Origin of the sequence: Actinomadura chokoriensis, from assembly GCF_039529475.1 — a bacterium.
Classification (GTDB): domain Bacteria; phylum Actinomycetota; class Actinomycetes; order Streptosporangiales; family Streptosporangiaceae; genus Spirillospora; species Spirillospora bangladeshensis.
In genome coordinates this window covers 57468-83225 of sequence record NZ_BAAAMW010000031.1, presented here as the reverse complement: position 1 = coordinate 83225, position 25758 = coordinate 57468, and the positions used below count along the sequence as shown (strand labels likewise).

The 25758-nt window shown below is 72.8% G+C and carries 27 protein-coding genes; 16 read left to right on the top strand and 11 right to left on the bottom strand.

The window, feature by feature from the left end:
* Positions 1-378: alpha-glucosidase C-terminal domain-containing protein (locus ABFX46_RS38815; RefSeq protein ID WP_346048994.1), on the top strand; the 378-nt coding region annotated here is incomplete at its 5' end.
* A 2-nt stretch (positions 379-380) separates the two neighbouring features.
* Positions 381-1811, top strand: a complete 1431-nt coding sequence (locus ABFX46_RS38810; protein WP_346048993.1) for a maltokinase N-terminal cap-like domain-containing protein — start codon at positions 381-383, stop codon at positions 1809-1811.
* Positions 1812-1829: 18 nt separating this feature from the next.
* Here ABFX46_RS38810 and ABFX46_RS38805 read toward each other — a convergent pair whose 3' ends face one another.
* The gene (locus tag ABFX46_RS38805) at positions 1830-2588 is read right to left on the bottom strand and encodes a GntR family transcriptional regulator (protein ID WP_346048992.1); all 759 of its coding nucleotides are present in this window, start codon (positions 2586-2588) and stop codon (positions 1830-1832) included.
* A gap of 201 nt (positions 2589-2789) precedes the next feature.
* Between ABFX46_RS38805 and ABFX46_RS38800 the strand changes: the two genes are divergently transcribed.
* The 3 genes from ABFX46_RS38800 (at position 2790) to ABFX46_RS38790 (ending at position 6055) form a co-directional block, all read left to right on the top strand.
* Positions 2790-3008 (top strand): hypothetical protein, encoded by a 219-nt coding sequence (locus ABFX46_RS38800; protein WP_346048991.1) that lies wholly within the window; start codon positions 2790-2792, stop codon positions 3006-3008.
* 435 nt (positions 3009-3443) lie between these two features.
* Positions 3444-5675, top strand: a complete 2232-nt coding sequence (glgB, locus tag ABFX46_RS38795) for a 1,4-alpha-glucan branching protein GlgB (RefSeq protein ID WP_346048990.1) — start codon at positions 3444-3446, stop codon at positions 5673-5675.
* A 26-nt stretch (positions 5676-5701) separates the two neighbouring features.
* Positions 5702-6055 carry an ACT domain-containing protein gene (locus ABFX46_RS38790; protein WP_346048989.1) on the top strand — a complete coding sequence of 118 codons (354 nt, stop codon included), beginning with the start codon at positions 5702-5704 and terminating at the stop codon, positions 6053-6055.
* Between the two features lie 10 nt (positions 6056-6065).
* On the opposite strand, the gene ABFX46_RS38785 is transcribed toward ABFX46_RS38790, so the two are convergent.
* Positions 6066-6923 carry an NUDIX domain-containing protein gene (locus ABFX46_RS38785; protein WP_346048988.1) on the bottom strand — a complete coding sequence of 286 codons (858 nt, stop codon included), beginning with the start codon at positions 6921-6923 and terminating at the stop codon, positions 6066-6068.
* An 82-nt stretch (positions 6924-7005) separates the two neighbouring features.
* On the opposite strand from ABFX46_RS38785, the gene ABFX46_RS38780 reads away from it, so the two are divergent.
* The 4 genes from ABFX46_RS38780 to ABFX46_RS38765 all read left to right on the top strand — a co-directional run bounded on the left by ABFX46_RS38780 (position 7006) and on the right by ABFX46_RS38765 (position 10276).
* Positions 7006-7512 (top strand): PaaI family thioesterase, encoded by a 507-nt coding sequence (locus tag ABFX46_RS38780; RefSeq protein WP_346048987.1) that lies wholly within the window; start codon positions 7006-7008, stop codon positions 7510-7512.
* A gap of 80 nt (positions 7513-7592) precedes the next feature.
* A complete protein-coding gene (gene sppA / locus ABFX46_RS38775; RefSeq protein WP_346048986.1) occupies positions 7593-9296 on the top strand; it encodes a signal peptide peptidase SppA in 1704 nt (567 codons plus the stop codon).
* On the top strand, positions 9281-9775 hold the full coding sequence (locus tag ABFX46_RS38770; RefSeq protein WP_346048998.1) for a flavin reductase family protein: 495 nt from the start codon (positions 9281-9283) through the stop codon (positions 9773-9775). Before sppA ends, ABFX46_RS38770 begins: the two co-directional genes overlap by 16 nt.
* Positions 9776-9853: 78 nt before the next feature.
* Positions 9854-10276 carry a hypothetical protein gene (locus ABFX46_RS38765; RefSeq protein WP_346048985.1) on the top strand — a complete coding sequence of 141 codons (423 nt, stop codon included), beginning with the start codon at positions 9854-9856 and terminating at the stop codon, positions 10274-10276.
* A 6-nt stretch (positions 10277-10282) separates the two neighbouring features.
* Here ABFX46_RS38765 and ABFX46_RS38760 read toward each other — a convergent pair whose 3' ends face one another.
* The 6 genes from ABFX46_RS38760 to hutH form a co-directional block, all read right to left on the bottom strand.
* Positions 10283-10822, bottom strand: coding sequence for a ferritin-like domain-containing protein (locus tag ABFX46_RS38760; protein WP_163063834.1), 540 nt, complete (start codon positions 10820-10822; stop codon positions 10283-10285).
* Complete coding sequence (gene hutI / locus ABFX46_RS38755) at positions 10785-12014, bottom strand: imidazolonepropionase (protein WP_346048984.1); 1230 nt, start codon at positions 12012-12014, stop codon at positions 10785-10787. Before hutI ends, ABFX46_RS38760 begins: the two co-directional genes overlap by 38 nt.
* Positions 12011-13366 carry a formimidoylglutamate deiminase gene (locus ABFX46_RS38750; protein WP_346048983.1) on the bottom strand — a complete coding sequence of 452 codons (1356 nt, stop codon included), beginning with the start codon at positions 13364-13366 and terminating at the stop codon, positions 12011-12013. The genes hutI and ABFX46_RS38750 overlap by 4 nt, the downstream gene beginning before the upstream one ends.
* Before the next feature lie 10 nt (positions 13367-13376).
* Positions 13377-14576, bottom strand: coding sequence for an allantoate amidohydrolase (locus ABFX46_RS38745; RefSeq protein WP_346048982.1), 1200 nt, complete (start codon positions 14574-14576; stop codon positions 13377-13379).
* A gap of 68 nt (positions 14577-14644) precedes the next feature.
* Positions 14645-16294, bottom strand: a complete 1650-nt coding sequence (hutU, locus tag ABFX46_RS38740; RefSeq protein WP_346048981.1) for a urocanate hydratase — start codon at positions 16292-16294, stop codon at positions 14645-14647.
* A 13-nt stretch (positions 16295-16307) separates the two neighbouring features.
* Complete coding sequence (gene hutH / locus ABFX46_RS38735; RefSeq protein ID WP_346048980.1) at positions 16308-17852, bottom strand: histidine ammonia-lyase; 1545 nt, start codon at positions 17850-17852, stop codon at positions 16308-16310.
* An 80-nt stretch (positions 17853-17932) separates the two neighbouring features.
* On the opposite strand from hutH, the gene ABFX46_RS38730 reads away from it, so the two are divergent.
* From ABFX46_RS38730 to ABFX46_RS38720, 3 genes are all read left to right on the top strand, one after another.
* Positions 17933-18700, top strand: a complete 768-nt coding sequence (locus ABFX46_RS38730) for an IclR family transcriptional regulator (RefSeq protein ID WP_346048979.1) — start codon at positions 17933-17935, stop codon at positions 18698-18700.
* Between the two features lie 144 nt (positions 18701-18844).
* Entirely contained in the window at positions 18845-19750 is a 906-nt protein-coding gene (locus ABFX46_RS38725; RefSeq protein ID WP_346048978.1) for an ABC transporter ATP-binding protein, read from the top strand.
* Positions 19747-20517 carry an ABC transporter permease subunit gene (locus ABFX46_RS38720; RefSeq protein WP_346048977.1) on the top strand — a complete coding sequence of 257 codons (771 nt, stop codon included), beginning with the start codon at positions 19747-19749 and terminating at the stop codon, positions 20515-20517. Before ABFX46_RS38725 ends, ABFX46_RS38720 begins: the two co-directional genes overlap by 4 nt.
* Before the next feature lie 30 nt (positions 20518-20547).
* Here ABFX46_RS38720 and ABFX46_RS38715 read toward each other — a convergent pair whose 3' ends face one another.
* Positions 20548-21657 carry an MBL fold metallo-hydrolase gene (locus ABFX46_RS38715; protein ID WP_346048976.1) on the bottom strand — a complete coding sequence of 370 codons (1110 nt, stop codon included), beginning with the start codon at positions 21655-21657 and terminating at the stop codon, positions 20548-20550.
* Positions 21650-22486, bottom strand: a complete 837-nt coding sequence (locus ABFX46_RS38710) for an SDR family oxidoreductase (protein WP_346048975.1) — start codon at positions 22484-22486, stop codon at positions 21650-21652. The genes ABFX46_RS38715 and ABFX46_RS38710 overlap by 8 nt, the downstream gene beginning before the upstream one ends.
* Positions 22487-22560: 74 nt before the next feature.
* Between ABFX46_RS38710 and ABFX46_RS38705 the strand changes: the two genes are divergently transcribed.
* Positions 22561-23187: a TetR/AcrR family transcriptional regulator gene (locus tag ABFX46_RS38705; protein ID WP_346048974.1), complete on the top strand. Its 627-nt coding sequence runs from the start codon at positions 22561-22563 to the stop codon at positions 23185-23187.
* Between the two features lie 387 nt (positions 23188-23574).
* Positions 23575-24060: a DUF4189 domain-containing protein gene (locus tag ABFX46_RS38700; protein WP_346048973.1), complete on the top strand. Its 486-nt coding sequence runs from the start codon at positions 23575-23577 to the stop codon at positions 24058-24060.
* Between the two features lie 44 nt (positions 24061-24104).
* Here ABFX46_RS38700 and ABFX46_RS38695 read toward each other — a convergent pair whose 3' ends face one another.
* Positions 24105-24536, bottom strand: coding sequence for an ATP-binding protein (locus ABFX46_RS38695; RefSeq protein ID WP_346048972.1), 432 nt, complete (start codon positions 24534-24536; stop codon positions 24105-24107).
* Positions 24537-24597: 61 nt separating this feature from the next.
* On the opposite strand from ABFX46_RS38695, the gene ABFX46_RS38690 reads away from it, so the two are divergent.
* Positions 24598-25518, top strand: coding sequence for a helix-turn-helix domain-containing protein (locus ABFX46_RS38690; protein ID WP_346048997.1), 921 nt, complete (start codon positions 24598-24600; stop codon positions 25516-25518).
* Positions 25488-25721 carry a DUF397 domain-containing protein gene (locus ABFX46_RS38685; protein WP_346048971.1) on the top strand — a complete coding sequence of 78 codons (234 nt, stop codon included), beginning with the start codon at positions 25488-25490 and terminating at the stop codon, positions 25719-25721. Before ABFX46_RS38690 ends, ABFX46_RS38685 begins: the two co-directional genes overlap by 31 nt.
* Positions 25722-25758: the final 37 nt, after the last annotated feature.

Here is a 25758-nt window from a genome sequence, read left to right as displayed (position 1 = left end):
GGCAGCCTGCTGCACTGGACCCGCAAAATGATCGAGATCCGGCAGCGCCACCCCGTCTTCGGCGTCGGCTCCTACGTCGAACTGTCCGCCTCCAACCCCTCCGTCCTCGCCTTCACCCGCGAGATCAACGGCGGGGACACCAACCAGTGGGGGGGCATGGACACCGTCCTCTGCGTGAACAACCTGTCGCGCTTCCCCCAGCCGGTGGAACTGGACCTGAGGCGCTTCCGGGGCTCCGCGCCGATCGAGTGCATGGGCGGCGTCCAGTTTCCGGCGATCGGCGAACTGCCCTACCTGCTCACGCTCCCCGGGCACGGCTTCTACTGGTTCCTGCTTCCGCCACCGCCCGAGGACGACCCGGGCGAAGGAGTGATGTAGCCGTGCCGCCGCCCGACCCTTCCCTCGTTCGGCTCCTGTCCGACTGGCTGCCCCGGCAGCGGTGGTTCGGCGGCAAGGACGGCCCCATCGACGACCTGTCCATCGGCACCGCCACCGAACTGCGCACCGGCGACCCCGCCCTCCACCACCTCGTCCTCGACGTCCGCCAAAACGGCACCGTCGACCACTACCAGCTGCTCCTCGGCGTCCGGCGCGCGCTGCCCGAGCGGCTGCGGCCCATCGAGATCGGACGGGCGGACGTCGAACCGGGGCTCACCGGGCACGTCTACGACGCCGTCCACGACCCGGACCTGACCGCGATCCTGCTCGACCTCATGGCGGACGAGACCGCGGTCGGGCCGCTGCAGTTCCGCCGCGCCCCCGGCACCGGCATCCGCACCGGCCTGGAGGGCCTGCCGACCTCCGCCGAGCAGAGCAACACCTCGCTGATCTTCGACGACGCCTACATCTGCAAGCTGTTCCGGCGCCTGTCCCCCGGCGTCAACCCCGACCTGGAGGTCAACCTCGCGCTGTCCCGGCAGGGCTGCGAGCACATCCCGGCCGTGCACGGCTGGATCGAGCTGGTCCCCGGCACCGGCGACTCCGGCGAGCCGGTCACGCTCGCCATGCTGTCGGAGTTCCTGCGCACCGGGACCGACGGCTGGCAGCTCGCGCTCACCAGCGTCCGCGACTGGTTCGCGCAGCCGTCGCCGCCGGGACCCGCCGCCGAGTTCACGACCGGCGACGCCGGCGACGCCGGCGGCGACTTCGCCGCCGAGGCCGAGCGGCTCGGCGCGGCCACCGCGCAGGTGCACCGCGACCTCGCCGCCGCGTTCGGCGTGACGCAGACGCCGCCCGAGGTGCTGCGCGACATCGTCTACGGGATGAACGAGCAGCTCGACCAGGTCACCGCCGCCGTCCCCGAGCTGCGCCCGCACGCGCACGCGATCCGCGAGGCGTTCGACCGGGTCGCCGCCGACGCGGCGCCGCTGCCGTTCCAGCGGATCCACGGCGACTACCACCTCGGCCAGGTCATGCGCACCGACGCCGGCTGGTTCCTGCTCGACTTCGAGGGCGAACCGGCCCGCGACCCCGCGGCGCGCCGCGCCCTCGGGCACCCGCTGCGGGACGTCGCCGGGATGCTGCGCTCCTTCGAGTACGCGGCGCGGTTCCTGCTCGCCCGGGACGGCGGCGGCCTGCCCGCCGACACCGCCGGCACGCTGGAGCAGCGCGCGCAGACGTGGGCGGAGCGCAACCGGACGGCGTTCTGCGAGGGCTACGCGGCCGCGGGCGGGCCCGACCCCGCCGCGCACGCGGCGCTGGTGCGGGCCTTCGAGCTCGACAAGGCGGTCTACGAGGTCCGGTACGAGGCGCGCAACCGCCCCGCCTGGCTGCCCGTCCCGCTGCGCTCGCTGGCCCGGCTGGCCGGCTGACCCGCGGCCCCGCCGGGGTCACAGGTCGATCGAGTAGTCGAGGACGACGCGGTCGGCGGGCAGCACGATCTCCCGGCAGACCTCCATCACGCCGTCGCGCGCCAGCATCCGGCGGGTGATGCCGAGGACCGGCACGCCGCCGGTCATCCGGAGCGTCTCCGCCTCCTCGGGCGTCGGCATCCGGGACCGGACCGACTCCTCCACCCGGACCGGCGGATGCCCGAGGTAGGCGAGCTGCGCGAGCGTCCCGCCGGGCCACGGCTCGCGCGCCGGGTCGGACACGGGCGTCTCGCCGACGAGGTCCCACGGCAGGTAGTTGACGGAGATCTGCTGCGGTTCGCCGCGCGCGTGGAAGACGAACCGGCGGCGCAGCAGCTCGGTGCCGGCGGGCAGCTCGAACAGCGCGCCCAGCTCGTCGTCCGCCCGCACCCGGGTGAACTCCTTGTCGAGCCGGTACTCCGCCCAGGTGATCTTCTGGTCGCGGGTGAAGGTCGTCTCGGGGACCGCGAGCGGCCGGGTCACCGCGCGGTACCGGTCCATCGCGACGCGGCGCGCCGGCGGGACGACCTTGACGAGGGTGCCGCCGCCGCGGCGGGTCTCGACGAGCCCCTCACCGCGCAGCAGCGCGACCGCCTGCCGGACGACGATCTCCGAGACGCCGTGGGTCTCGCACAGCTCCGCGATCGTCGGCAGCCGGGACCCCTGCGGCAGGCTGCCGTCCCGGATGCCCCCCCGGAGCGTGTCGGCGATGCGCAGGTAGGCGGGGCGGTCCGGCACCGGCGTCACCTCCCAACTCGGTTACGCCGCGTTCGAACCGCGTTCGACCCGGCGTTCGATCCTGGTTCGTCCCTCCCGGTCATCCATACCTTCCACGCGCTATCCGCGAGGGCACGGTCCGCTTACGGACAGCTTGACACCTCTTAGACCAAGTAAGACTTTTGTATACAGAAGAACGGCCTCGGGGAAGGGACGACCTTGATGGGCGACTTCGAGGACTTGAAGGCGGCCATCGAGGGAGAGTTTCCGGGCTGGCAGGTGTGGCGCAGCGACGCGGGCCGCTGGTACGCGACCCGCAGCGGCGACCTCACCAACGCCGAACTCCAGGCGGGATGTGCGATGACGGTGGCGGCGGACGACTCCGCGGGGCTCCGGGGGCTGCTCGCCGAGCAGGCGCGCGGGGGACGCGAGGAGAGGTGAACGGACGCCATGGGGAACGGCGCGGCCCGGTCCGCGAGCGGGGGCGGACCGGGCCGGGGCGCTCCGGTACGGCAGGTACCTGTGTCGCCCAGGTGACACAGGAATGGATCCCTGGGCGGTGGGGTCGATGTCACCCCTGGGGCGAGGCGGCCGTTCCCCGGAGGGACGGCGCCCGGTAGACGTGGCCGCACGGGCGGCGCCATTCGGTGCGACCCCAACGACGAAATGTCGAACCGCCCGTGCGACCGCAACCCCGTCCTCCAGCCCTCCCCTCGACCACCGCCCGCCACCGTCCACCGGAGGAGCGCTGCTCGGAGGCCAGTGGCGATCTTGAACGTCAAGCTCGTGGAAACAGGTCGGCGCGGTATGTGAGAGCGCCTCGTCTCGGGGCACCTCTACAGAGGTAAAAGCTCAGTGACGGGAGGCCATGAGGTCATGGCACGGGTGACGCGCGCGGAGATCGACCGGCTCGTCGGCGGCGACCACCACGATCCGCACGGCGTCCTCGGGGCGCATCCGGGCAAGGACGGCGTGACGGTGCGGGCCCTGCGGCCCCTGGCGGAGAAGGTCGAGGTCGTCCTGCCCAACGGGGACAGGCACGCGCTCCGGCACTTCCACCAGGGCCTGTTCCGGAGCACGCTCCCGGCGGACGCGTCGTTCGCGGACGGCGACGAGCGGACGGCGCCGCTCGCCGTCCCCGACTACCGCCTCGCCGTCACCTACGGGGACGGCGTCGAGACGATCCAGGACGACCCCTACCGGCACCTGCCGACGCTCGGCGAACTCGACCTGCACCTGATCGGCGAGGGGCGGCACGAGGAGCTGTGGCGGGCGCTCGGCGCGCGGACCCGCTCCTACGCGTCCGCGTTCGGCACCGTCCACGGGACGGGCTTCGCGGTGTGGGCGCCGACGGCGCGCGGCGTGCGCGTGGTCGGCGACTTCAACCACTGGGACGGCCGCGCCCACCCGATGCGGTCGCTCGGCTCCACCGGCATCTGGGAGCTGTTCGTCCCGGGTGTGGGCGACGGCATGTGCTACAAGTACGAGATCCTCGGCGCGGACGGCGTGTGGCGCACCAAGGCCGATCCCATGGCGCAGTGGACGGAACGTCCCCCGGCGACGGCGTCGCGCGTGTTCACCTCGTCCTACGAGTGGGGCGACGGCGAGTGGATGGACGGCCGCAAGGAGCACGACTGGCTGCACGAGCCCATGAGCGTGTACGAGGTGCACCTCGGGTCGTGGCGGCCCGGCCTCGGCTACAGGGAACTGGCGGAAGAACTCACCGAGTACGTGCGCGACATGGGCTTCACGCACGTCGAACTGCTGCCGGTGACCGAGCACCCCTATGGCCCGTCCTGGGGCTACCAGGTCACGTCCTACTACGCGCCGACGTCGCGGTTCGGCGGCCCGGACGACTTCCGCCACCTCATCGACCGCCTCCACCAGGCGGGCATCGGCGTCATCATGGACTGGGTGCCGGCCCACTTCCCCAAGGACGAGTGGGCCCTGGCGCGGTTCGACGGCACCGCCCTGTACGAGCACGACGATCCAACGCGCGGCGAGCACCCCGACTGGGGGACGCTGGTGTTCAACTTCGGGCGCGCCGAAGTCCGCAACTTCCTCGTGGCGAACGCGTCGTTCTGGCTGGAGGAGTTCCACATCGACGGCCTGCGCGTGGACGCCGTGGCCTCGATGCTGTACCTCGACTACTCGCGCAACGAGGGCGAGTGGTCGCCGAACATCTACGGCGGCCGGGAGAACCTGGAGGCCATCTCCTTCCTGCAGGAGATGAACGCGACGGTCTACAAGCGCAACCCCGGCATCATGACGATCGCGGAGGAGTCGACGGCGTGGCCGGGCGTGTCGCGCCCGACCCACCTCGGCGGGCTCGGCTTCGGGTTCAAGTGGAACATGGGCTGGATGCACGACACCCTCGAATACCTGCGCCACGAGCCCGTGTTCCGGCACTACCACCACAACGAGATCACGTTCTCGCTGGTGTACGCGTTCTCGGAGAACTACGTCCTGCCGCTGTCGCACGACGAGGTCGTCCACGGCAAGGGGTCGCTGCTGAGCAAGATGCCGGGCGACGCCTGGCAGCAGTTCGCGGGGCTGCGCGCCCTGCTCGCCTACATGTGGTCGCACCCCGGCAAGCAGCTGCTGTTCATGGGCCAGGAGTTCGGGCAGGGCGCCGAATGGGCCGAGGAGCGCCCGCTCGACTGGTGGCTGCTGGAGAACGCCGCCGAGGGCGCCAACCACCTCGGGCTGCAGAAGCTCGTCCGCGACCTGAACCGCGCCTACCGGGCCGAGCCCGCCCTGTGGACGCGCGACAGCGACCACGAGGGGTTCCGCTGGATCGACGGCAACGACGCGGGCGGCAACACCCTCTCCTACCTCCGCTACGGGACGCCCCAGGGCGACGGTGAACCGCCGGTCATGGCGTGCGTCGTCAACTTCGCCGGGAACCCGCACGAGGGGTACCGGCTGGGCCTCCCCCGCGCGGGCGGCTGGCGCGAGGCCGTCAACACCGACGCCTACGAGTACGGCGGCAGCGGCGTCGGCAACATGGGCCGCGTCGAGGCGTCCGGCGACCCGTGCCACGGGCTGCCCGCGTCGGCGGTGCTGCGCGTCCCGCCGCTGGGCGCGGTCTGGCTCGTCCCCGAGTAGGGGCGGCGGCTGGCTAGGGTGAGCGCATGCAGCGCCTCCACATCGTCCCCGGCCAGTTCACGGTCGAGCACCTGCCGCACGCCACGTTCCCCGAGGACGACGAGTGGATCGCGCTGGTGCGCGCCCCAGAGGGCCTCACCATCGTCCGGGACGCCTCGCCCTACACCGAGGCGGAGCGCTGGGTCGGCTTCTACGGCGACGCGGGCCACGGCCTGGACGTGCCGGGGATGCTGGCCGCGATCGTGGGGCCGCTCGCCGACGCCGGGGTACCCGTCTTCGTCGCGTCGACCTACCACGCCGACCTCGTCCTCGTGCCCGAGCACCGGTCGGAGGACGCGGCGGCGGCGCTGCGCGGCGCCGGCCACCGGGTGGACGTGTAGCGGAGCCGGGCTAGAGGCGTTCGAGCAGCCAGCGCGGGCCGGTCACGGCCGCGCCGGCCTCCTCGCAGCGGGCGCGCAGCTCCCGGTCGGCCGTGACCACCAGGTGCGCGGTGTCGGGCCCCGACCGCCGGACGAGGTCGACGATCTGGTCGTCGCCGCTGCCGGGCGCCGCCACGACCTTCACCCCGTCGGACGGCTCGTCCGCGACCCGGCGCGCCGCGCCCTCCACGACCATGACGACCTCGGGGAAGCAGCGGTCGAACGGGACGACGCCGGCGGGCAGGCTCCGCACGCCGCCGTCCAGTGCCTTCAGGTCGTCGCGGAGCCGCGCGTTGGCGCCCGCGCGGTCCTTCCACCAGCCGTCGGCGCGGGCGCCGACGACGTTCGCCGCGTCCACGACGAGGACGAGCTGCTTCATCGCGTCCTGCAGGAGCGGCCACGACCGGGCGAACGGCTCGAACAGCTTGCGGTCGGTGACCTCTTCCAGCCGCACCCATTCGGCCCTGCGCGTCTCCCGCGACGCGGCGTCCACGGGGACGCGCTCGGACAGCGACCCCATCACCGACGTGTACATCCAGCCGCCGTGGTCCTCGACGCGGGTACCGTGCACGTTCACCACCGCGGTGTCGAGCGTGCACTCCTCGGAGGTCTCGCGGAGCGCGCCCGTGACGGCGTCCTCGTGGCTGTGCAGGGCGCCGCCGAACATGCCCCACGTCCCGCCGCCGATGCCCCACCACGCGCGCTGCTGGAGCAGGATCCACACCTGGCCGGCGGGGTCGCGGTGGTAGGCCAGCAGGCCCGCGGCACCGAACCGTCCCCAGTGCGTGTGGCCCTGCCCGCAGCCGGCCCAGCCGTCGCCGTCACCCATGCCTCCGACCCTAGCGCCGGACGCTCGTGACGAACGGCATAGTGCCCGCCGCCCGCGCACCGAATACCATTCGAAGATCACCGTGACCAGGGAGAGTGAGTTGAGCGTCGACGCGAGCGCGGAGGCCCTGCAGGAGGCCGCCGACCTGTGGAACACGCTGTCCGGCGCCGGCTTCATCCAGGCGATGGTGGACCGGAGGGTCCCGGAGATCTCCGACATCAGCGAGTACATCGGGCAGGCCGTCAGGTCCGTCGAGCCGGGCCGGGTGGAGATCGCCTGGACGCCCGGGGACAAGCTCTGCAACCCCGGCGGCACCGTCCACGGCGGCTACATCGCGATGATCCTCGACAACGCGGTCTGCCTCGCGGCGAGCAGCACGTGCGAGCACTTCATGCCGATGCTCACGCTCAACCTGAACGTCGACTACCTGCGCGGCGTCCAGTCCGGCCGGACCTACACGGTGACGGGGACGTGCCTGCACCCCGGCGGCACCCGGATGGTCTCCAACGCGCTCATCACCGACACGGCCGGGCGCCCGGTCGCGCAGGCGTCCGCGAGCGTGATCCCGAACAAGGCGTTCGCCCGCTAGCCCCTCCCTCCTCCTTTCGTCGGAGAATGGCTGGACTCAGGGCGCAAGAAGGCCCGGGGACGAACACATAGGCTGGTGCCATGGTGGATCCCGGCACAGTCGTCAACATGATCAGGCAGGCCCGCGACCGGCGGACCGCCCCGCTGATCCTCGAACTCGACCTCACCGAGGGCCTCGTGGAGACGCCGCCGTCCGACCCGGTCTCGGCGATCCTGTCCATGCGCCGGACGAACCTGCGGGACGTCCTGGACGGGCTGCGCCGCGCCCGCTCCGACAGCCGGGTGCGCGCCCTCGTCGTGAAGGTGTCCGGGGGCATCGGGCTGGCGCTCGTGCAGGAGCTGCGGGAGGCCGTCCAGGCGCTGCGGGACGCGGGCAAGCTCACCGTCGCGTGGGCCGAGACCTTCGGTGAGGGCGGCCGCGGCACCGTGCCGTACTACCTGGCCACCGCCTTCGACAAGGTCTACCTGCAGCCCACCGGCGAGGTCGGGCTGACCGGCGTCGCCCTGGAGGAGCCGTTCTTCGCGGGCGCCCTGGAGAAGGCGGGCATCCAGCCGCGGTTCGCCAAGCGGTACGAGTACAAGACCATGGCGAACACGTTCATGGAGAAGACCTACACGCCCGAGCACGAGGAGTCGTCCAAGCGCCTCGTCACCTCGCTCGGCGAGCAGATCGCCGCCGGGATCGCCGCCGCCCGCGGCCTGACCGAGGACACGGTCCGCGCACTGGTCGACCGCGGCCCGTTCCTGGCCGGCGAGGCCCTGGAGGAGAACCTCGTCGACCGCCTCGCCTACCGCGACGAGGTCTACGCCGACCTGCGCGCGGAGTTCGGCGGCGAGGCGCAGCTGCGCTTCGTCGCCCGCTACAACCGCGCGCACGGCCTCGCGAGCCGCCTCCCGCAGCCCGGCCGGCAGGACATGGTCGCGCTGATCAACGGGCACGGCCCGATCCGGCTCGGCCGCAGCGGCCGGGGCGGCCCGCTGCCGAACTCCGGGCCCGCGATGGGCTCCGACACGATCGGTGCCGCGTTCCGCGCCGCCGTCAAGGACGAGCGGGTCAAGGCCATCGTGTTCCGGGTCGACAGCCCCGGCGGCTCCGCCGTCGCCTCCGACGCGATCTGGCGCGAGGTCGTCCTCGCCCGCCGCGCCGGCAAGCCGGTCGTCGTCTCCATGGGCAACGTCGCCGCGTCCGGCGGCTACTACGTGTCGATGGCCGCGGACACGATCATCGCGCAGCCGGGCACGCTCACCGGCTCGATCGGCGTCGTCGTCGGCAAGGCCGTGGTGAGCGGCCTGCTCGACCGCGTCGGCATCGGCCTCGGCGCCGTCGCCGACGGCGACCACGCCCGCATGCTCAGCGCCACCAAGGACTTCAGCGACTCCGAGTGGGAGCGCGTCAACGCCTCCCTCGACCGGATCTACGACGACTTCACCGCGAAGGTCGCCGAGGGCCGCGACCTGCCCCGCGAGCGCGTCCACGAACTGGCCCGGGGCCGCGTCTGGACGGGCGCGGACGCCAAGGCCAACGGCCTCGTCGACGAGCTCGGCGGCCTCGACGCCGCGCTCGACCTGGCCCGCAAGAAGGCGGGCCTGGCGTCCGACGCGCCGATCCGCGTCTACCCGCACACCTCGCCGCTGGAGCGGCTGCGCCCGCCGGAGTCCAGCGAGGACCGCACCGCCGCGTCCGCCCGCTTCGACGGCTGGGGCTCCCTCGGCGGCCTCGCCGCCCGCCTCGGCCTGCCGTCCGCGGGCCCGCTGACCCTGCCCGGCACCTGGGAGATCCGCTGAACGCCGACTTCGTCGAGGCCGTCGCCGGCTTCGCCACGGGCGTGGTGGTGCTGACCGTCCGCGACGGCCGCGACGACCTCGGCACCACCGTGACCTCGTTCATGTCGGTCTCGCTGGGCCCGCCCATGGTGCTGGCGAGCGTGGCGGCGTCGTCCTACCTCTGCGAGGTCCTGAACCGCCGCCCGCGCTGGGCCGCGACGATCCTGTCGTCGTCCCAGCGCGCGCTGGCGGGCCGCTTCTCCGCCGAGGGCCGCCCGAGCGCCCGCATCCTCCTCGCCGCCGAACCCCACCACCGCGGCGAGCACTCGGACGCCCTGATCCCCGAGACCGGCGTCTCCGCCCTGGAATGCGAGACCCGCCAGACCATCGAGGCCGGCGACCACACCCTCTTCGTGGCCGAGGCCCTCACCACCGACTACATCGTCCGCGACCGCACCCCTCTGATCAGGGTCAACCGCCGCTACCTCACCCCGCCCTAGCCCACGGCGGCCCGGGCTGTCCGCAACCGGCCGCCGGGCACGTGATCACTCACCGCCGGCTCGATTACCGTCGAACGCATGAGCGAGCGGAAGCGGTCCATCGCCCGGACGCGCGCGCAAGGCGTGCTCCTCGCCGTCCTGGCCGTCGTCCTGGCTTTCGCCGCGGTCGGTTCCGGCTGGCTGTTGTACGAAGTCCACACGTCGGGGATCGAGACCTCCGCAGTGATCGTCGAAGACCCCATGCTGTCGGACAACGTGACCGTCGAGTTCCAGACCGTGGACGGCCGGACGATCCGGACCGAAATACCCGAAGCCGATCTGGGCTGGGGTTCTGGGGACACCGTGCGCGTCCGCTACCTGCGCGACGATCCGTCCGTCGCCACCGGCACGAGCCCCTTCGGCATCGTGATGAACTCCTGCCTGACGGCCATCGCCGCAATGGGGTCGGTGACCGCCGCCAGGGCCGCTCACCGCCGCCTCCGCCGCCGGCCGTCCGGCTGACCCGGGTCAGGTCGTCTTCGGGAGGCGCTCCAGGAGGCCGCGGAGGTCGTCGGCGTGCTCCTCCTCCTGGGCGAGGATGCGCTCGAAGACGCGCTTGGTCGTCGGGTCGCCGTCGCCCAGCCACTGGACGATCTCGGTGTAGGAGGCGATGGCAATGCGCTCGGCGACCAGGTCCTCCTTGATCATCGCGACGAGGTCGAGGCTGGCGTCGTACTCGGCGTGCGCGCGGGTGGTGAGCGTGTCGGGCGAGAAGTCCGGGTCGCCGCCGAGCTGGACGATCCGCTCCGCCAGCATGTCGGCGTGCTGCTGCTCCTCGGCCGCGTGCTCCAGGAACTCGCCCGCGACGGCTTCGGCGTGGATGCCGGTGGCCGTGTAGTAGTGCCGCTTATAGCGCAGCGTGCAGACGATCTCGGTCGCGAGGGCCTCGTTGCACACCTGGATCACGCGGTCGACGTCCGCGCCGTACGCCTCGGTGATCGGTCCTTTGTCGATCTCCTGCCGGGCACGCTCACGCAGGGTCTTGATGTCCGTCAGGAATTCCGCCATAGGGGGCCTCCGCAGTCGATTGATGCGGACCCTCTACCCGGCGGCCCGCCTTCCACACGGCGTGGGTCTGCGGGACGCCGGGGCGGTAGGCGAGGTGGATGTGGGACGGGGCGTCCAGGACGTGGACGTCCGCGCGGGCGCCGACGCCGAGGTGGCCCACGTCGGTGCGGCGGAGGGCGCGGGCGCCGCCGGCGGTGGCGGACCAGACGGCCTCGGCCGGGGTCATGCGCATGTCGCGGACGGCCACGGCGACGCAGAACGCCATGCTGGAGCTGTAGCAGGAGCCCGGGTTGCAGTCGGTCGCGAGTGCGACGGTCGCTCCGGCGTCCAGGAGGCGGCGGGCGTCGGGGTAGGGCTGGCGGGTGGAGAACTCGACGCCGGGCAGGAGGGTCGCGACCGTCTGGGACGCGGCCAGTGCGTCGATGTCGGCGTCGCTCAGGAAGGTGCAGTGGTCGGCTGAGGCGGCGTCCAGTTCGACGGCGAGTTGCACGGCCGGGCCTTGGGTGAGCTGGTTCGCGTGAAGGCGGGGGCTCAGGCCCGCCTTGATGCCCGCTTGGAGGATGTCGCGCGTCTGGTCGGCATCGAACGCGCCCTCCTCGCAGAAGACGTCCACCCAGCGGGCGTGCGGGGCGCAGGCGGCGAGCATGTCGGTCGCGGCCAGGTGCGCGTAGGCGGAGGCGTCGTCCTTGTACTCGGTGGGGACGACGTGGGCGCCGAGGTACGTCACCTCGTCGGCGAGTTCGGCGGCGATGCGCACGGCGCGTTCCTCCTGCTCGACCGTGAGGCCGTAGCCGGATTTGCATTCGACCGTGGTGGTGCCCTGGAGGGCCATCTCGCCGATGAGGCGGCGCAGGTTCGCGCGCAGGTCGTCGTCGGACGCGGCGCGGGTGCGTTCCACGGTGGTCCTGATCCCGCCGGCGGCGTAGGGGCGGCCGCTCATGCGGGCCGCGAACTCCTCGGCGCGCTCGCCGGCGAAGACCAGGTGGGCGTGGGAGTCCACGAAGCCGGGGAGGACGGCCCGTCCGGCGGCGTCGAACGACGCGTCGGCGGCGGGCGCGGACGAGGCCGGGCCCGTCCAGGCGACCCTGCCGCCGTCCATCACCAGGGCGGCGTCGCGGACGATGCCGAGGCCGGCGCCGATGGCGGGGTCGTTGGTGACGAGCTCCCCGATGTTCGTGATGACCGTGCTCAAGCGGGCTCCTCCCGGGTGGCGGCGGTGACGGCCGCGGCGAGGGCCGCCGGGACGTCGTCGATGAGCAGGTGGCGGCCGTCGTGGACGATCGGGCGGCCCGAGACCACGACGTGCCGGACGTCGGCGGCGGTCGCGGCGAAGACCGCCGCCTCGGCGGCGTAGCCGGGCGCGGCCCCGGCGGTGCGGACGGAGCCGAGGTCGACGGTGACCAGGTCCGCGTACGCGCCCGGTTCCAGGCGTCCCGCCTCGGGCCAGCCGAGCCCGTAGTGGCCGTTGGAGGTGGCGGCGGCGAGCAGTTCGCCCGCCGTCCAGTGGCCGCGGGACCGGGTGCGCAGGCGCTCGTCCAGCTCGACGGCGCGGGCCTCCTCGAACAGGTCGATGACGGCGTGCTGGTCGGAGCCGAGGCAGATCGGGACGCCGGCGTCCGCGAGGGCCCGGGCGGGGCCGATGCCGTCGGCGAGGTCGCGTTCGGTGGTCGGGCACATGCACACGCCGGTCAGGGTCGTCCCGAGGAGGCCGATGTCCTCGTCGGTGAGGTGCGTGGCGTGGACGGCGGTGGTGAGCGCGCCGAGCGCCCCCGCCTCGGCGAGCAGGCGGGCGGGCGTCATGCCGTAGGCGTCCCGGCACGCCTCGTTCTCGGCGGGCTGCTCGGACAGGTGGACGTGCAGCGGCGCCCGGTGCTCCTTCGCCCAGGCCGCGACGGCGCTGAGCTGCTCGCGGGGCACCGCCCGGACGGAGTGGATCGCGGCGCCGACGCGGGCGTGCAGCCGGCCCGCCTTGTCCGTCTGCTCGTAGAGGGTGTCGACGCGGCGCGCCCAGTTGCCGGCGGTGCCGTCGCCGAAGCGCAGCTGCGGGCCCGTGAGCGGGCGGCCGATGCCGCCGGTGAGGTAGCAGGTGTCGAGGAGCGTGATCCGGATGCCGGCGTCGGCGGCCGCGGCGATCAGCGCCTCGCCCATCGCGTTCGGGTTGGAATAGGGGGCGCCGCCCGGTTTGTGGTGGAGGTAGTGGAACTCGCCGACGCAGCTGATCCCGGCGAGGGCCATCTCGGCGAACACGGCGGTCGCGAGGGCGCGGTAGGAGTCGGGGTCGAGCCGGTCGGCGACCTTGTACATCTGCTCCCGCCACGTCCAGAACGTCCCGGAGTGGGCCTGGACGCGGGAGCGGAGCGCGCGGTGGAAGGCGTGGGAGTGGGCGTTGGCGAGGCCCGGGAGCGTGAGGCCGGGCAGCCGCTGGGCGTGGGGGGCGGACGGGACGCCGGCCTCGATGCTCGTGATCCGCTCGCCGTCGGCCTCGATGAGCACGTCGGCCGCCACGCCGTCACCGAGCCAGGCGAACTGGGCATGCCACTGCATATCCGGATCCTTACCCGCGCGCCAGGTCGTCCAGTACCGCGGTAAGGGCCTCCACGCCCGCCAGGCAGTCCGCCGGTTCGGCGAACTCGGCGGGCGCGTGCGAGACCCCGGTCGGGTTCCGGACGAACAGCATCGCGGTGGGCAGCCGGGCCGACAGGACGCCCGCGTCGTGCCCGGCGCCGGTCGGCAGGACGGGCACGCCGCCGAGGGCCGTCGCGACCCGGTCGCGCAGCGCGAGGTTGAAGTCGACGATCTCGGTGTAGGACTCCTCGGCGAGGTCGACGCTCACCCGGTGCGGGCGCGCGGCGACGCGGGCGGCCTCGTCGACCTCCTTCACGGTGCGGCGGACGGCGTCGTCGGCCGGGCCCCGGGCGTCCAGCCAGGCGGTGACGGACGAGGCGATCGCGTTCACCCCGCCGGGCACGACGCCGACCTTCCCGATGGTCGCGACCGTGCCGTTGCGCTCGGCGGCCTCGCGGGCGGCGATGACCATCCGGGCGAACGGGAGCATGGGGTCGCGGCGGTCGGCGAGCGCGGTCGTCCCGGCGTGGTTGCCCTCGCCGGTGAACCCGAACCGCCACCGCCCGTGCGGGACGATCGAACTGGCGACCCCGACCGGCACGTCCAGGGCCCTCCCCTGCTCGACGTGGAGTTCGACGTAGCACGCGATGCGTCCGAGGAGGCCGTCGTCGGGGCCGATCGCCTCCGGGTCGAGGCCGGCGTTGTGCATGACCTCGGCGAACGTGTGGCCGTCGCCGTCGGTCAGGGCGCGCGCCCGCGCCGGGTCGATCGCCCCGGCGAGCAGGCGCGACCCCAGGCAGGCGACGCCGAACCTCGCGCCCTCCTCCTCGGCGAACGCCCCGATCCCGATCGGCCGGGCGGGCCGGACGCCCCGCTCCCTCAGCCGGTCGACCGCCGCGAACGCGGACACGATGCCGAGCGGCCCGTCGAACGCTCCCCCGCCGGGGACGGAGTCGAGGTGGCTGCCGGTCAGGACGGCGTTGCCCCGCGTCCCGTCCTCGGGGAGCCACCAGGCGAACATGTTGCCGTTGGCGTCGTGCTCCACGTCGAGGTCGCGGCGGCGCGCCTCGTCCAGGAACCAGGCCCGGCACTCCAGCTCGGGCGGCGTCCAGGCGAACCGGTGGTAGCCGCCGGTCGCCTCGTCCCGCCCGACCGGCAGCAGCGCCGCCCACATCTCCTCGAAACCCACGCCATTCCTCCGTTCACTTGCGGCGTGTTGTTGTTATGCGGGCCCGCATAACAACAACACGCCGCAGCTCAACGCATCGGGATGCGGACGCCGCGGTCGTCGGCGACCTCGGCGGCGCGGTCGTAGCCCGCGTCCACGTGCCGCATGACGCCTGTGCCGGGGTCGTTGGTCAGGACTCGCTGGAGCTTCTCGCCGGCTAGCGCCGTCCCGTCCGCGACGCAGACCTGGCCCGCGTGGATGGACCGGCCGATCCCGACGCCGCCGCCGTGGTGGATCGACACCCACGTCGCGCCGGACGCGGTGTTGAGCATGGCGTTCAGCAGCGGCCAGTCGGCGATCGCGTCCGAGCCGTCCTTCATGCCCTCGGTCTCCCGGTACGGGCTGGCGACGGAGCCGCAGTCGAGGTGGTCGCGGCCGAGCACGATCGGCGCGCTGATCTCGCCGCGCGCGACCAGGTCGTTGAAGACGGCGCCGGCCTTGTCGCGCTCGCCGTAGCCGAGCCAGCAGATCCGGGACGGCAGGCCCTGGAAGTGCACCTTCTCCCCCGCCATCCGGATCCAGCGGGTCAGCGGCTCGTTGTCGGGGAACAGGTCGAGGATCGCCTTGTCGGTGCGGGCGATGTCCTTCGGGTCACCGGACAGCGCCGCCCACCGGAACGGCCCCTTGCCTTCGCAGAACAGCGGCCGGATGTAGGCGGGCACGAACCCGGGGAACTCGAACGCCCGCGCGTACCCGGCGAGCTGCGCCTCGCCGCGGATCGAGTTGCCGTAGTCGAAGACCTCGGCGCCCGCGTCCTGGAACCCGACCATCGCCTCGACGTGCGCGGCCATGGAGGCGCGGGCCTTGGCGATGAAGCCGTCCCGGTCCTTGTCGCGCTCGGCGGCCATGTCCTCGAACGCGACGCCGCTCGGCAGGTACATCAGCGGGTCGTGCGCGCTGGTCTGGTCGGTGACGATGTCGATCGGCGCGCCGCGCCGCAGCAGCTCGGGGACGAGGTCGGCGGCGTTGCCGAGCACGGCGACCGACAGCGGGCGCCGCGCGGCCCTCGCCTCCTCGGCGAGGCGCAGCGCCTCGTCCGGCGAGCCGGCCGCGACGTCGCAGTACCGGTGCGCGACGCGCCGCTCGATCCGGGACGGGTCGCACTCGACGCAGATCGCGACGCCGCCGTTCATCGTGACGGCGAGGGGCTGCGCGCCGCCCATCCCGCCGAGCCCGGCGGTCAGCGTGACGGTCCCCGCGAGGGTGCCGCCGAACCGCTTCTCGGCGACGGCCGCGAACGTCTCGTAGGTGCCCTGGAGGATGCCCTGCGTCCCGATGTAGATCCACGACCCGGCGGTCATCTGCCCGAACATCGTCAGGCCGAGCGACTCCAGCCGGCGGAACTCCTCCCAGGTCGCCCACTGCGGGACGAGGTTGGAGTTCGCGATGAGCACGCGCGGCGCCCACTCGTGCGTCCGGAAGATCCCGACCGGCTTGCCGGACTGGACGAGCAGCGTCTCGTCCCCCTCCAGGTCCGCCAGGGACCGGACGATGCCGTCGAAGGCGTCCCAGCTCCGGGCGGCCTTCCCGGAACCGCCGTAGACGACCAGTTCGTCCGGGTGCTCGGCGACCTCGGGGTCGAGGTTGTTCTGGATCATGCGGAGGGCGGCCTCCTGCGGCCAGCCCTTCGCGGTGAGCGCGGTGCCGCGCGGCGCGCGGACGGGTCGGGGACCGGACATCTCGGGGTGCTCCTTAGGAGAGGGGGCCGGTGACGGCTTCGGCGGCGGCGATGAGGGAGCCGTCCCGCACCAGCGCGGTGGCGGCGGCGATCTCGGGGGCGAGGTAGCGGTCCGGGCCGGGCGGCGGGACGGCCTCGCGCAGCTTCGCGACGACGGCGCCGGTGGCGGGGCCGGGGCGCAGCGGGGTGCGCAGGTCCAGCGCCCGCGCGGCGGTGAGGATCTCGATGGCGATCACCTGCGCGAGGCCGTCCACGGCCCTGCGCAGCTTGCGGGCCGCGTTCCAGCCCATCGAGACGTGGTCCTCCTGCATGGCCGAGCTGGGGATCGAGTCGGCGCTCGCCGGGGCGGCGAGCCGCTTCAGCTCCGACACGATCCCGGCCTGCGTGTACTGGGCGATCATGTGCCCGGAGTCGACGCCGGGGTCGTCGGCGAGGAAGGCGGGCAGCCCGCCGGACCGCCCCTTGTCGAGCATCCGGTCGGTGCGCCGCTCCGACATGGACGCGACGTCGGCGACCGGCACGGCGAGGAAGTCGAGCACGTAGGCGATGGGCGCGCCGTGGAAGTTGCCGTTGGACTCGACGCGCCCGTCCGGCAGCACCACGGGGTTGTCGATGGCGGACGCCATCTCCCGTCCGGCGACCAGCTCGGCGTGCTCCAGTGTGTCGCGGGCCGCGCCGTTCACCTGGGGCGCGCAGCGCAGCGAGTAGGCGTCCTGGACGCGGGTGCAGTCGGGCCCGCGGTGCGATTCCATGATCTCGGACGCGGCGAGCAGCGCCCGCAGGTTCGCGGCGCTCGCGGCCTGCCCGGGGTGGGGCCTGAGGGCCTGCAGGTCGGCGGCGAAGACGCGGTCCGTCCCGAGGAGGGCCTCGACGGTCATGGCGGCGGCGACGTCGGCGGCCCGGAGCAGCCTCCGCAGGTCCTCCATGGCGAGGACGAGCATGCCGAGCATCCCGTCGGTGCCGTTCAGGAGGGCGAGCCCCTCCTTGGCCGCGAGCTTGACCGGCGCGATCCCGGCCGCGCCGAGCGCGTCGGCCGCGGGCTGCAGCTCGCCGCCGGCGTCCCTGACCGACCCTTCGCCGATCAGCGCGAGCGCGACATGGGCGAGCGGCGCGAGGTCCCCGGAGCAGCCGAGGCTGCCGTACTCGAAGACCTGCGGGGTGATGCCGGCGTTGAGCAGGGCGGCGAGCGTGCGGGCCGTCGTGGGCTGGACGCCCGTCCGCCCGGTGGCGAGCGTCCGCAGCCTGAGCAGCATCAGCGCCCGGACGACCTCCCGCTCGACCTCGGGCCCCGACCCGGCGGCGTGCGACCGGACGATGTTGAGCTGCAACTGGTCGCGCATCTCCGGCGCGATGTGCCGCGTGGCGAGCGCCCCGAACCCGGTCGACACGCCGTAGACGGGTGTGGGACGGGCCGACAGCTCCTCGATATGGGCCCGCGCCTCCCCGATCAGCTTCAGCGCCTCGTCGGTCAGCACGACCCGCGCACCGTCCCGCGCGACGGCGACGACCTGCGCGAACGTCAGCGCCTCCGGCCCGACCTCAACCATAGGAACACCCATACCCACCATTGGACCCGGTCGCCGCCGCCGGTCCCACCCCCGTGCGCCGCCATGTGTCTCGGATACGAGACAATGGGCCCATGCCCCAGGTCCCCGCCGCCCGCCGCGCGCTGGCGGTGCTCCGCCTGCTGGCCGCCGCCCCCGGCCCGCTCCCGGCGTCCTCGATCGCCCGCGCGCTGGACCTCCCCCGCTCCAGCACGTACCACCTGCTCACCGCCATGGCGGAGGACGGCTTCGTCACCTCGATCCCGGAGGAGCGGCGCTGGGGGCTGGGCGTGGCGGCCTTCGAGATCGGCTCGGCCTACCTGCGCCACGAGCCCCTGGAACGCCTGGCCCGCCCCCTGCTCCGCCGCCTGGTCGACCAGACCGGCGAGATCGCCCAGCTGGGCGTCCTGCACGGCGCCGAGACCCTCTACCTCCTGAAGGAGCAGCCGCGCCGGCACGCCACCCTGGTCACCGACGTGGGCGTCCGCATGCCCGCCCACCTGACCGCGAGCGGCCTGTCCCTCCTCGCGCACCTGCCGCCCGCGCAGGTGCGCGCCCTGTTCCCGGGCCGCTTCGTGAACCGCACGGGCCTCGGCCCCACGTCCCTGCGCGAACTGCGCCGCACCCTCGCCGACGGCGCCCGCCGCGGATGGTCGGTCGAGGACGGCCACATCACCGAGGGCTTCGCCAGCATCGCCGCCTGCGCCTTCGACCACACCGGCCACCCGACCGCCGCGATAACCGTGACCTTCCGCCGCGAAGACCACCCCCCGGAAAGCTGGCCGGCCCTGGCGGCCCGAATCCAGACCACCGCGACCACCCTCACCACCCGCCTGACCGGCCGCCGCCCCGAACCCCGGTAGAACGCATCGGCCCCCACGGGCCGTCTGATCAGGCCGATGCTGTCGAAAGGCAGGGGTAAGGGGTGGCGTTCGGGCGGTGCGGGCGGGGGTGGCGGGTTTCTAGGTTCGGTCACGTCATGGGCGGACGATCGGGCGGGAGACCCTTTGATCACGTTGCGGGGACTGACGAAGCGGTACGGGGACAAGACCGCGGTGGACGGGCTGACTCTGGAGGTGGCGGCCGGGAAGGTCACCGGGTTCCTCGGGCCGAACGGGGCCGGGAAGTCCACGACGATGCGGATGATCGTCGGGTTGGACCGGCCGAGCGCCGGTGAGGCGCTGGTCGGCGGGCGGCGGTATGCGGGGCTGCCGCGCCCGCTGCGGGAGGTCGGGGCGCTGCTGGACGCCGGGTTCGTCCATCCCGGGCGGCCGGCGCGGGCGCATCTGCTGGCGATGGCGCGCAGCAACGGCATCGACCGGGCGCGGGTCGAGGAGGTCCTCGGCCTGGTCGGGCTGGAGGCGGTCGCGGGCAAGCGGGTCGGGTCGTACTCGCTCGGGATGCGGCAGCGGCTCGGCATCGCGGGCGCGCTGCTCGGCGATCCGCCGGTGCTGATGTTCGACGAGCCGGTGAACGGGCTCGACCCGGACGGGGTGCTGTGGGTGCGCGGGCTGATGCGCGGCCTGGCGGCGGAGGGCCGCACGGTGTTCGTGTCGTCCCATCTCATGAGCGAGATGCAGCTGACCGCGGACCGCCTCGTCGTGATCGGACGGGGCCGCCTGCTCGCGGACGCACCGATGAGCGAGGTCATCGCGGGCGGCTCGGGCAACGCGGTCCGGGTGCGCACGCCGGGCGCGGACGCTCTCGCGGCGCGCCTCACCGCCGTCCGGGCCGACGTCAGGCGGGTGGACGAGGACGAGCTGGAGGTCCGCGGCGTGCCGGTCGACCGGGTCGGGCTCATCGCCTACGAGGCGGGGGTGCCGGTCCTGGGGCTGCGCGCCGTCGAGGCGTCGCTGGAGGAGGCGTACATGGAACTGACCGGGGCGAGCGTGGAGTACGGGGTGGGACGATGAGGCGCGGCGGCTTCCCGGGGGCGCTGGCGGCGGAGTGGACGAAGCTGTGGTCGATCCGCTCCACGTGGTGGGGCCTGGCCGGCGCGGTGCTGCTGATGGCGCTGATGTCGGTGATCCTGGCGCAGGGCACGGTCGCGAACAACACGCACCCGCCCGCGGGCGAGGAGCCTCCCGGCGTGGTGTCGGTGAGCGGGATCGCCACCGGCTCGGTGGACATGGTGCAGTTCGTCGTCCTCGCCCTCGCCATCCTGATGATCACCGGCGAGTACGCGACGGGCAGCATCCGCGCGACGCTCCAGTGGGTGCCGCCGCGCACCCGGATGCTGTCGGCGAAGGCGGCCGTCGCGATGGCGGTCATGTTCCCCGCGGGCGTGGCGCTGGCCCTGATCGGCACGGCGGCCGCCTACCCGATGCTCGGGAAGTGGGGGCGCCTGGACGCCGGCGACGCCGTCCGCGACGCGCTGCTGACGGGCGTGTACCTGGCGGTGATGAGCGCGTTCATCCTGGGCGTCGCGGCGATGCTGCGCAGCACCGCGGCGACGATCACGACGGCGTTCCTGTTCGTCCTCGTGCTGCCGATCACGCTCGCGAACGGGCCGTCGGAGCTGATGAAGGACATCGCCGACGGGCTGCCGAGCACCGCCGGCCGGCACCTGCTGGACGGCGGCGGCCCCTACCCGGCGGCGGTCGCCCTGCTGATCATCGCCGCGTGGACGGCGGCGGCGCTGTGGGGCGGGATCACCGTCCTGCGCCGCCGGGACGCCTGACCCCGGCCGGCCATCGGCCCGGGGCGGGCGTCAGCCGTCCGCCCCGGGCTTGGTGATGGTGCCGTAGTCCAGTCCCCCGTGGCTGTGGGTCGGGACGAGCGGCCACTGCCGCTTCCAGTCCGCGCACTCCGACGACGGGATGATCTGCAGCCACCTCGGGTCGCGCGGCGACGGCGAGGCCAGGGTCTTCTCCTTGACCATCGAGTCGTACTGGTCCAGGGAGTCCTCCAGCGTGTTGGCGTTGAGGACGACCTCGCGCCCGTAGAAGGACGCCTGCTGCCGCACGCCCGGGATCCTCGACAGCTCGGGCTGCCAGTTGTCGGCCGCCATGCCGTTCTCCGACGACACCCAGATCCCGTCCGGGGTGTTGAGGACGAGGGAGTGGTTGCCGTCGGTGTGACCGGGCGTCCACAGCAGGCTGACGCCGACGCCGAGCTCCACGTCGCCGTCGAAGACCTCCAGCCGCTCCGCCGGGACGCCGTCCATGCCGCCGTCGACGTACCAGGCCCACTGCATGGGGTGCATGGACTCGAACGTGCCGAGCTCCTTGCGGTGCACGAGGAGCCTGGCGTTCGGGAAGAGGGGCTCGCTCGGCGCCGTCTCGCCCCCGATCGGCGTGTCGCTTCCCATGATCATGCGCACGTCCTGGACGTGCAGGTGGTCGAAGCTGACGTAGTCGATGTCGGCGTTGCTCAACCCGAGGCCGGGCAGGACCTTGTCCGGGTCGTTGTAGTACTTGACGAACAGGCGTTCGGCGCGCATCCGGCGGGAGAGCGCCTGCAGCTTGCGGTAGAACGGCGCCTCCGCGGAGCCCGCGGCCACGGTCGGCTCCCAGACCAGCGTCTTCATGCGCCCGTCGAAGCCGTCGAACTGGATGACGAACATCCGGTTGATGATCGTGATCAGCGGGTTGAGGTTGACCGAGTAGCCCTGGAAGGCGAACCGCGCGGGATAGGGCGCTGCGGCGATGTCGATGCTCTTGACCGCCCTGACCGTCCCCTGCCCGGCGAACCGCTCGCGGTAGCGCTCGGCGGCCGCGCGGACCGCGTTGAGGCGCTCGCCGCGCGGCCAGATGCCGTGCACCCCCTCCAACTCGGGGATGGGCCGGACGGCCTGCCGCGCCGGCAGCGTGTCAGTCATCGTCTCCTCCGGTCAGGTTGCGTGATTCGTAGGCCCGCCGGGCGGACGTCCCCGACACCGCCCGGACCTGGTCGGGCACCAGGAAGCGGAACAGGAGGTCGCGGGCCCGCTGCGGCAGGACGTCCGCCCAGTCGGCCAGCGGCCCGACGTGGCCGGGCACCGACACCTGGAACCGCGGGCGCTCGATCACCGCGACGACGGCGCGCGCCACGTCGGCGGGCTTCAGCAGCCCGACCGCGCCCGTCGCCGTCCCGGCCGCGAGCTCGGTGTCGACCACGCCCGGCATGACCACCGAGAGCCGGACCCCGGTGCCGCGCAGTTCCGCCCGGACGCCCTTCAGGTAGCCGTACACGCCGTGCTTGGTCGCGGCGTAGGTCGCCTCGCCGGGCGGGGAGAGCTTCGAGGCGGCGGACGCGATCGTGACGATGTGGCCCCGGCCGCGCTCCCGCATCCGGGGCGCGGCCAGCTTCACGCCCCTGATCACGCCGTGCAGGTTGACGTCCAGCTGCCGGGCGGTGGCGGACTCGGGCTCGTCGGCGAACCCGCCGACCCACATCACGCCCGCGTTGTTGACGAGCACGTCGATGCGGCCCCAGCGCTCCTCGACGGCGTCGAGGAAGGCGGCGAACGAGGCGGAGTCGGTGACGTCCAGCACGAACCCGGCCGCGTCGTCCGGCAGCTCGGCCGCCGCCGCCCGCGCCCCGTCGGCGTCGCGGTCGCCGACGGCCACGCGCGCGCCGGCGAGGGCGAGCCGCCGGGCCGTCTCCCGCCCGATCCCGTGCGCGCCTCCGGTCACCGCGACCACCCGGCCGGCGAGCCGTCCCGCCATCGTGCACCTCCATTCTGACACGCCCATATGTCAGATCTTTCCCTAGACTGCCAGGCGGGGAGGGGACGACGCAAATGGTGCAGACGCAGAACGAGGGGCGGCGCTACTCGGGGGTGGCTCCGGCCGAGCGCGCCAGAAGGCGGCACGAGGCGTTCCTCGCCGCCGCCCTGGAGCTGTTCGGCACCGACGGCTACCCGCCGACGCCGGTCAAGAAGATCTGCAAGGAGGCGGGGCTCACCGAGCGGTATTTCTACGCCTCCTTCCGGGACCGCCACGACTGCCTGGTGCAGCTCTACACCGAGCTGACCGGCGGCCTGCGGACCGCGACGCTGGCCGCGATCGACCGGGCCCCCGGCGCCGACCTCGACGCCGTCGCCGAGGCCGGACTCGCCGCCTTCATCGGCCACTTCACCGAGGACCCGCGCCGGGCGCGCGTGGTGCTCGTCGAGGTGGTCGGCGTGTCCGACGAACTGGAGGAGCGCCGCCACGGCGTCCTCCGCGAGTTCGCCGACCTCATCACCACGGTCTGGACGGCGGAGAGCGCACCGACGGAGGCGCAGCGGCTGACGGCCATCGGCCTGGTCGGAGCCGTCAACCACCTGCTGGTCGACTGGCTGCTGAGCGGGCGGAGGACGCCGCCGGAGACCCTCGCCGCCGTCTGCTCCGCCCTGTTCTCCGCGGCGCGCGAGAGGACGATCTGACCGGAGACGATCCCCAGTTCATCTCCGGAACATTTCGACACGACTTCCGGACAAATGGACGCTTGTTTTCGACCCGCCCGCCTCTCTTTCACCGCCGGACTTGACCGCGCGCGGCCGGAACCTGCCGATCTGGACGGACGTCTAACCGTTCCAATCGGGAATCGCTATGATCTTCCGGATATCGACCATGTTTCGGGGAGCGGTCCAGTGCAACCTCCACCTCCGCCGCCTGGCGGTCGTCCGCCCTATGGTCCTCCCGGCGGCCCTCCCGGTCCCCCCGGCCCGCCGGGATGGGGACAGCCGCCGGCAGGCCCTCCGGGATGGGGGCCGCCCGGCCCGCCGCGGCGTTCGGGCGGCAACGGCCCGATCATCGCCATCCTCGCCGTGGTGGCCGTCCTCGTGGTGATCGGCGCCGGCGTCTTCCTGGTGGCGGCCGGCGGCGACGACGATGACCCGCCGATCAGGCCGCTGGCCGCGACGCCCACCGGCGCGGACCTGCCGACCACCACCTACAGCCCGCCGAGCCTGCCCACCTCGGAGCCGACGCTCCCGGAGCCGACCACTCCGGAGCCGACGTACTCGCCGCCGCCGAGGAACTACGGCGCCATCGCCGTCGGCAGCAACGGCGCCATCGGCAAGGCATGGGACTACGACACCGCGGCGGCCGCCAAGCGGCGGGCGCTGAACGAGTGCCCGACCTCCGGCTGCAAGGTCCTCACGACCTTCGTGAACGGGTGCGGCGCGGTCGCGTACAACTCCGCGACCAACAAGTACTGGGGCGGCCACGGGCCCACGAAGGCCGCGGCCCAGCGGAACGCGATCTCCAACGCCGGCGGCGGCCGCTGGATCACCTGGGTCTGCACGACCCGCTAGGCCCACCGCGCATCTCTTCCCCCGCAGCGGACCGGACAGTCGGCTCAGCCGTGCCGGTCCGCACGGGGGAACGTGGCACGGATGGTGCGGGAGCCGGGGGTGCCCGCCCATGACCAGGTGGCGGCGAGGGCGCTCACCGTGAGCAGGCCGCGGCCGCCCTCGGCGAGTTCGGCCAGGTCGCGCAGGCACGGCTCCCCCGGCCCGCCCTGGTCGGTCACGTAGACGATGACGCCGGCGACGTCCATGTTGATGTCGACGGTGAAGCGGCCGCCGTCCTCGCCGGAACGGGTGTGCTGGACGGCGTTGACGGCCAGCTCGTCCAGGACGAGGAGGACGTCGTCCAAAGCCGGGAAGTCGGCCAGCAGATGCGCCGCGAATGCCCGGACGAATCGGACTTCTTCCGGCTTTCCGCGAAACTCGCGACGCCAGTACATCGGGGCCTCGTGCGCCGGTGGGACGCCAACGGCGAGCAGCATTGATCACCTCTCGGAACGGTCTGTCATGAGCCGTTCCATCTTCAGTAACCGCGCGAATCCGGTGGGGAAAAGGACGAGGTCGGCGACCCGTCCGCCACCCCGGCACGCCGCACTCCCGTTCGTCCGCCGGCGCCGACTCGCCACCGAACTCCGGACGCTCCGCGAGCAGAGCGGCATGACCGCCGACGAACTGGCGGGCCGCATCTACCGCTCCCGCATGACCGTGTCCAAACTCGAGAACGCCCGCACCCGTCCCGACGTCCGCGACATCGTGCAGATGCTGCGCATCCTCGGCGTCACCGGCGAGAAGTTCGACGAGATCTTCAAGATCGCCTGCGACGCCGCCGACCGAGGCTGGTGGGACTCCTACGGCGACGCCATGGGCCCCCGCCAGCGCATCTACGCCGACCTCGAATCCGGCGCGGCCACCATCCGCGGCTACAACCAGTTCGTAGTCCCCGGTCTCCTGCAAACCCCGGAGTTCATAAGGGCACTCGTCAGCCTGGACGAAGCTGATGGCCCTTTGAACTACGTCCCGGAACGGATGTTGGAAGCCCGCCTCATACGTCAATCAACCGCTCTCCGTCAGGGTGGCCCAACCTACGAGATCGTCATGGACGAGTTCGTCATACGACGCCTGGCCGTCCCTCCGAAGATCATGTCAAGCCAGCTCCACGAGTTGGTCTCAGCGGTCACAAGAGAGCCGCGACTCAAGATCTATGTTCTGCCAGTCAATGCCCGCATCCAGGGAGGATTCTCCGCCAGGTCCTCTTTCACGATCTACACGTTCCCCGACGCAGAGGATCCGGTGATCGCGCTGGCGGACACGGCGAAGGCCGATGTCGTCCACATCGATCCGGCCGACGTCACGCGCTACGTCGAGATGTACGAGCGCCTTCGAGCTGCCTCTCTCTCAGCCGTCAGGAGCCTTACTCTTCTTGAAGAGACAGCATGCGAACTGGCAAACCTGGCAGGATCGTAGGCATGGGCACCCACTACGTACACTGGCGCAAATCCAGCCACAGCGCTCCCGATGGTGAGTGCGTGGAGATAGGTCGGTCCTCAGTAGGCAACATTGGGGTACGTGACACCAAGCAGCGCGGAACCGGCCCCATCCTCGATTTCACTCCGCGAGAGTGGGCCACCTTCCTACAGGCCGTACGGTCGCGCGGCTGGAAGAGGTGAGGCAAGCCGAGCCTGCTGGGCAGGCTCGGCTTCCAGC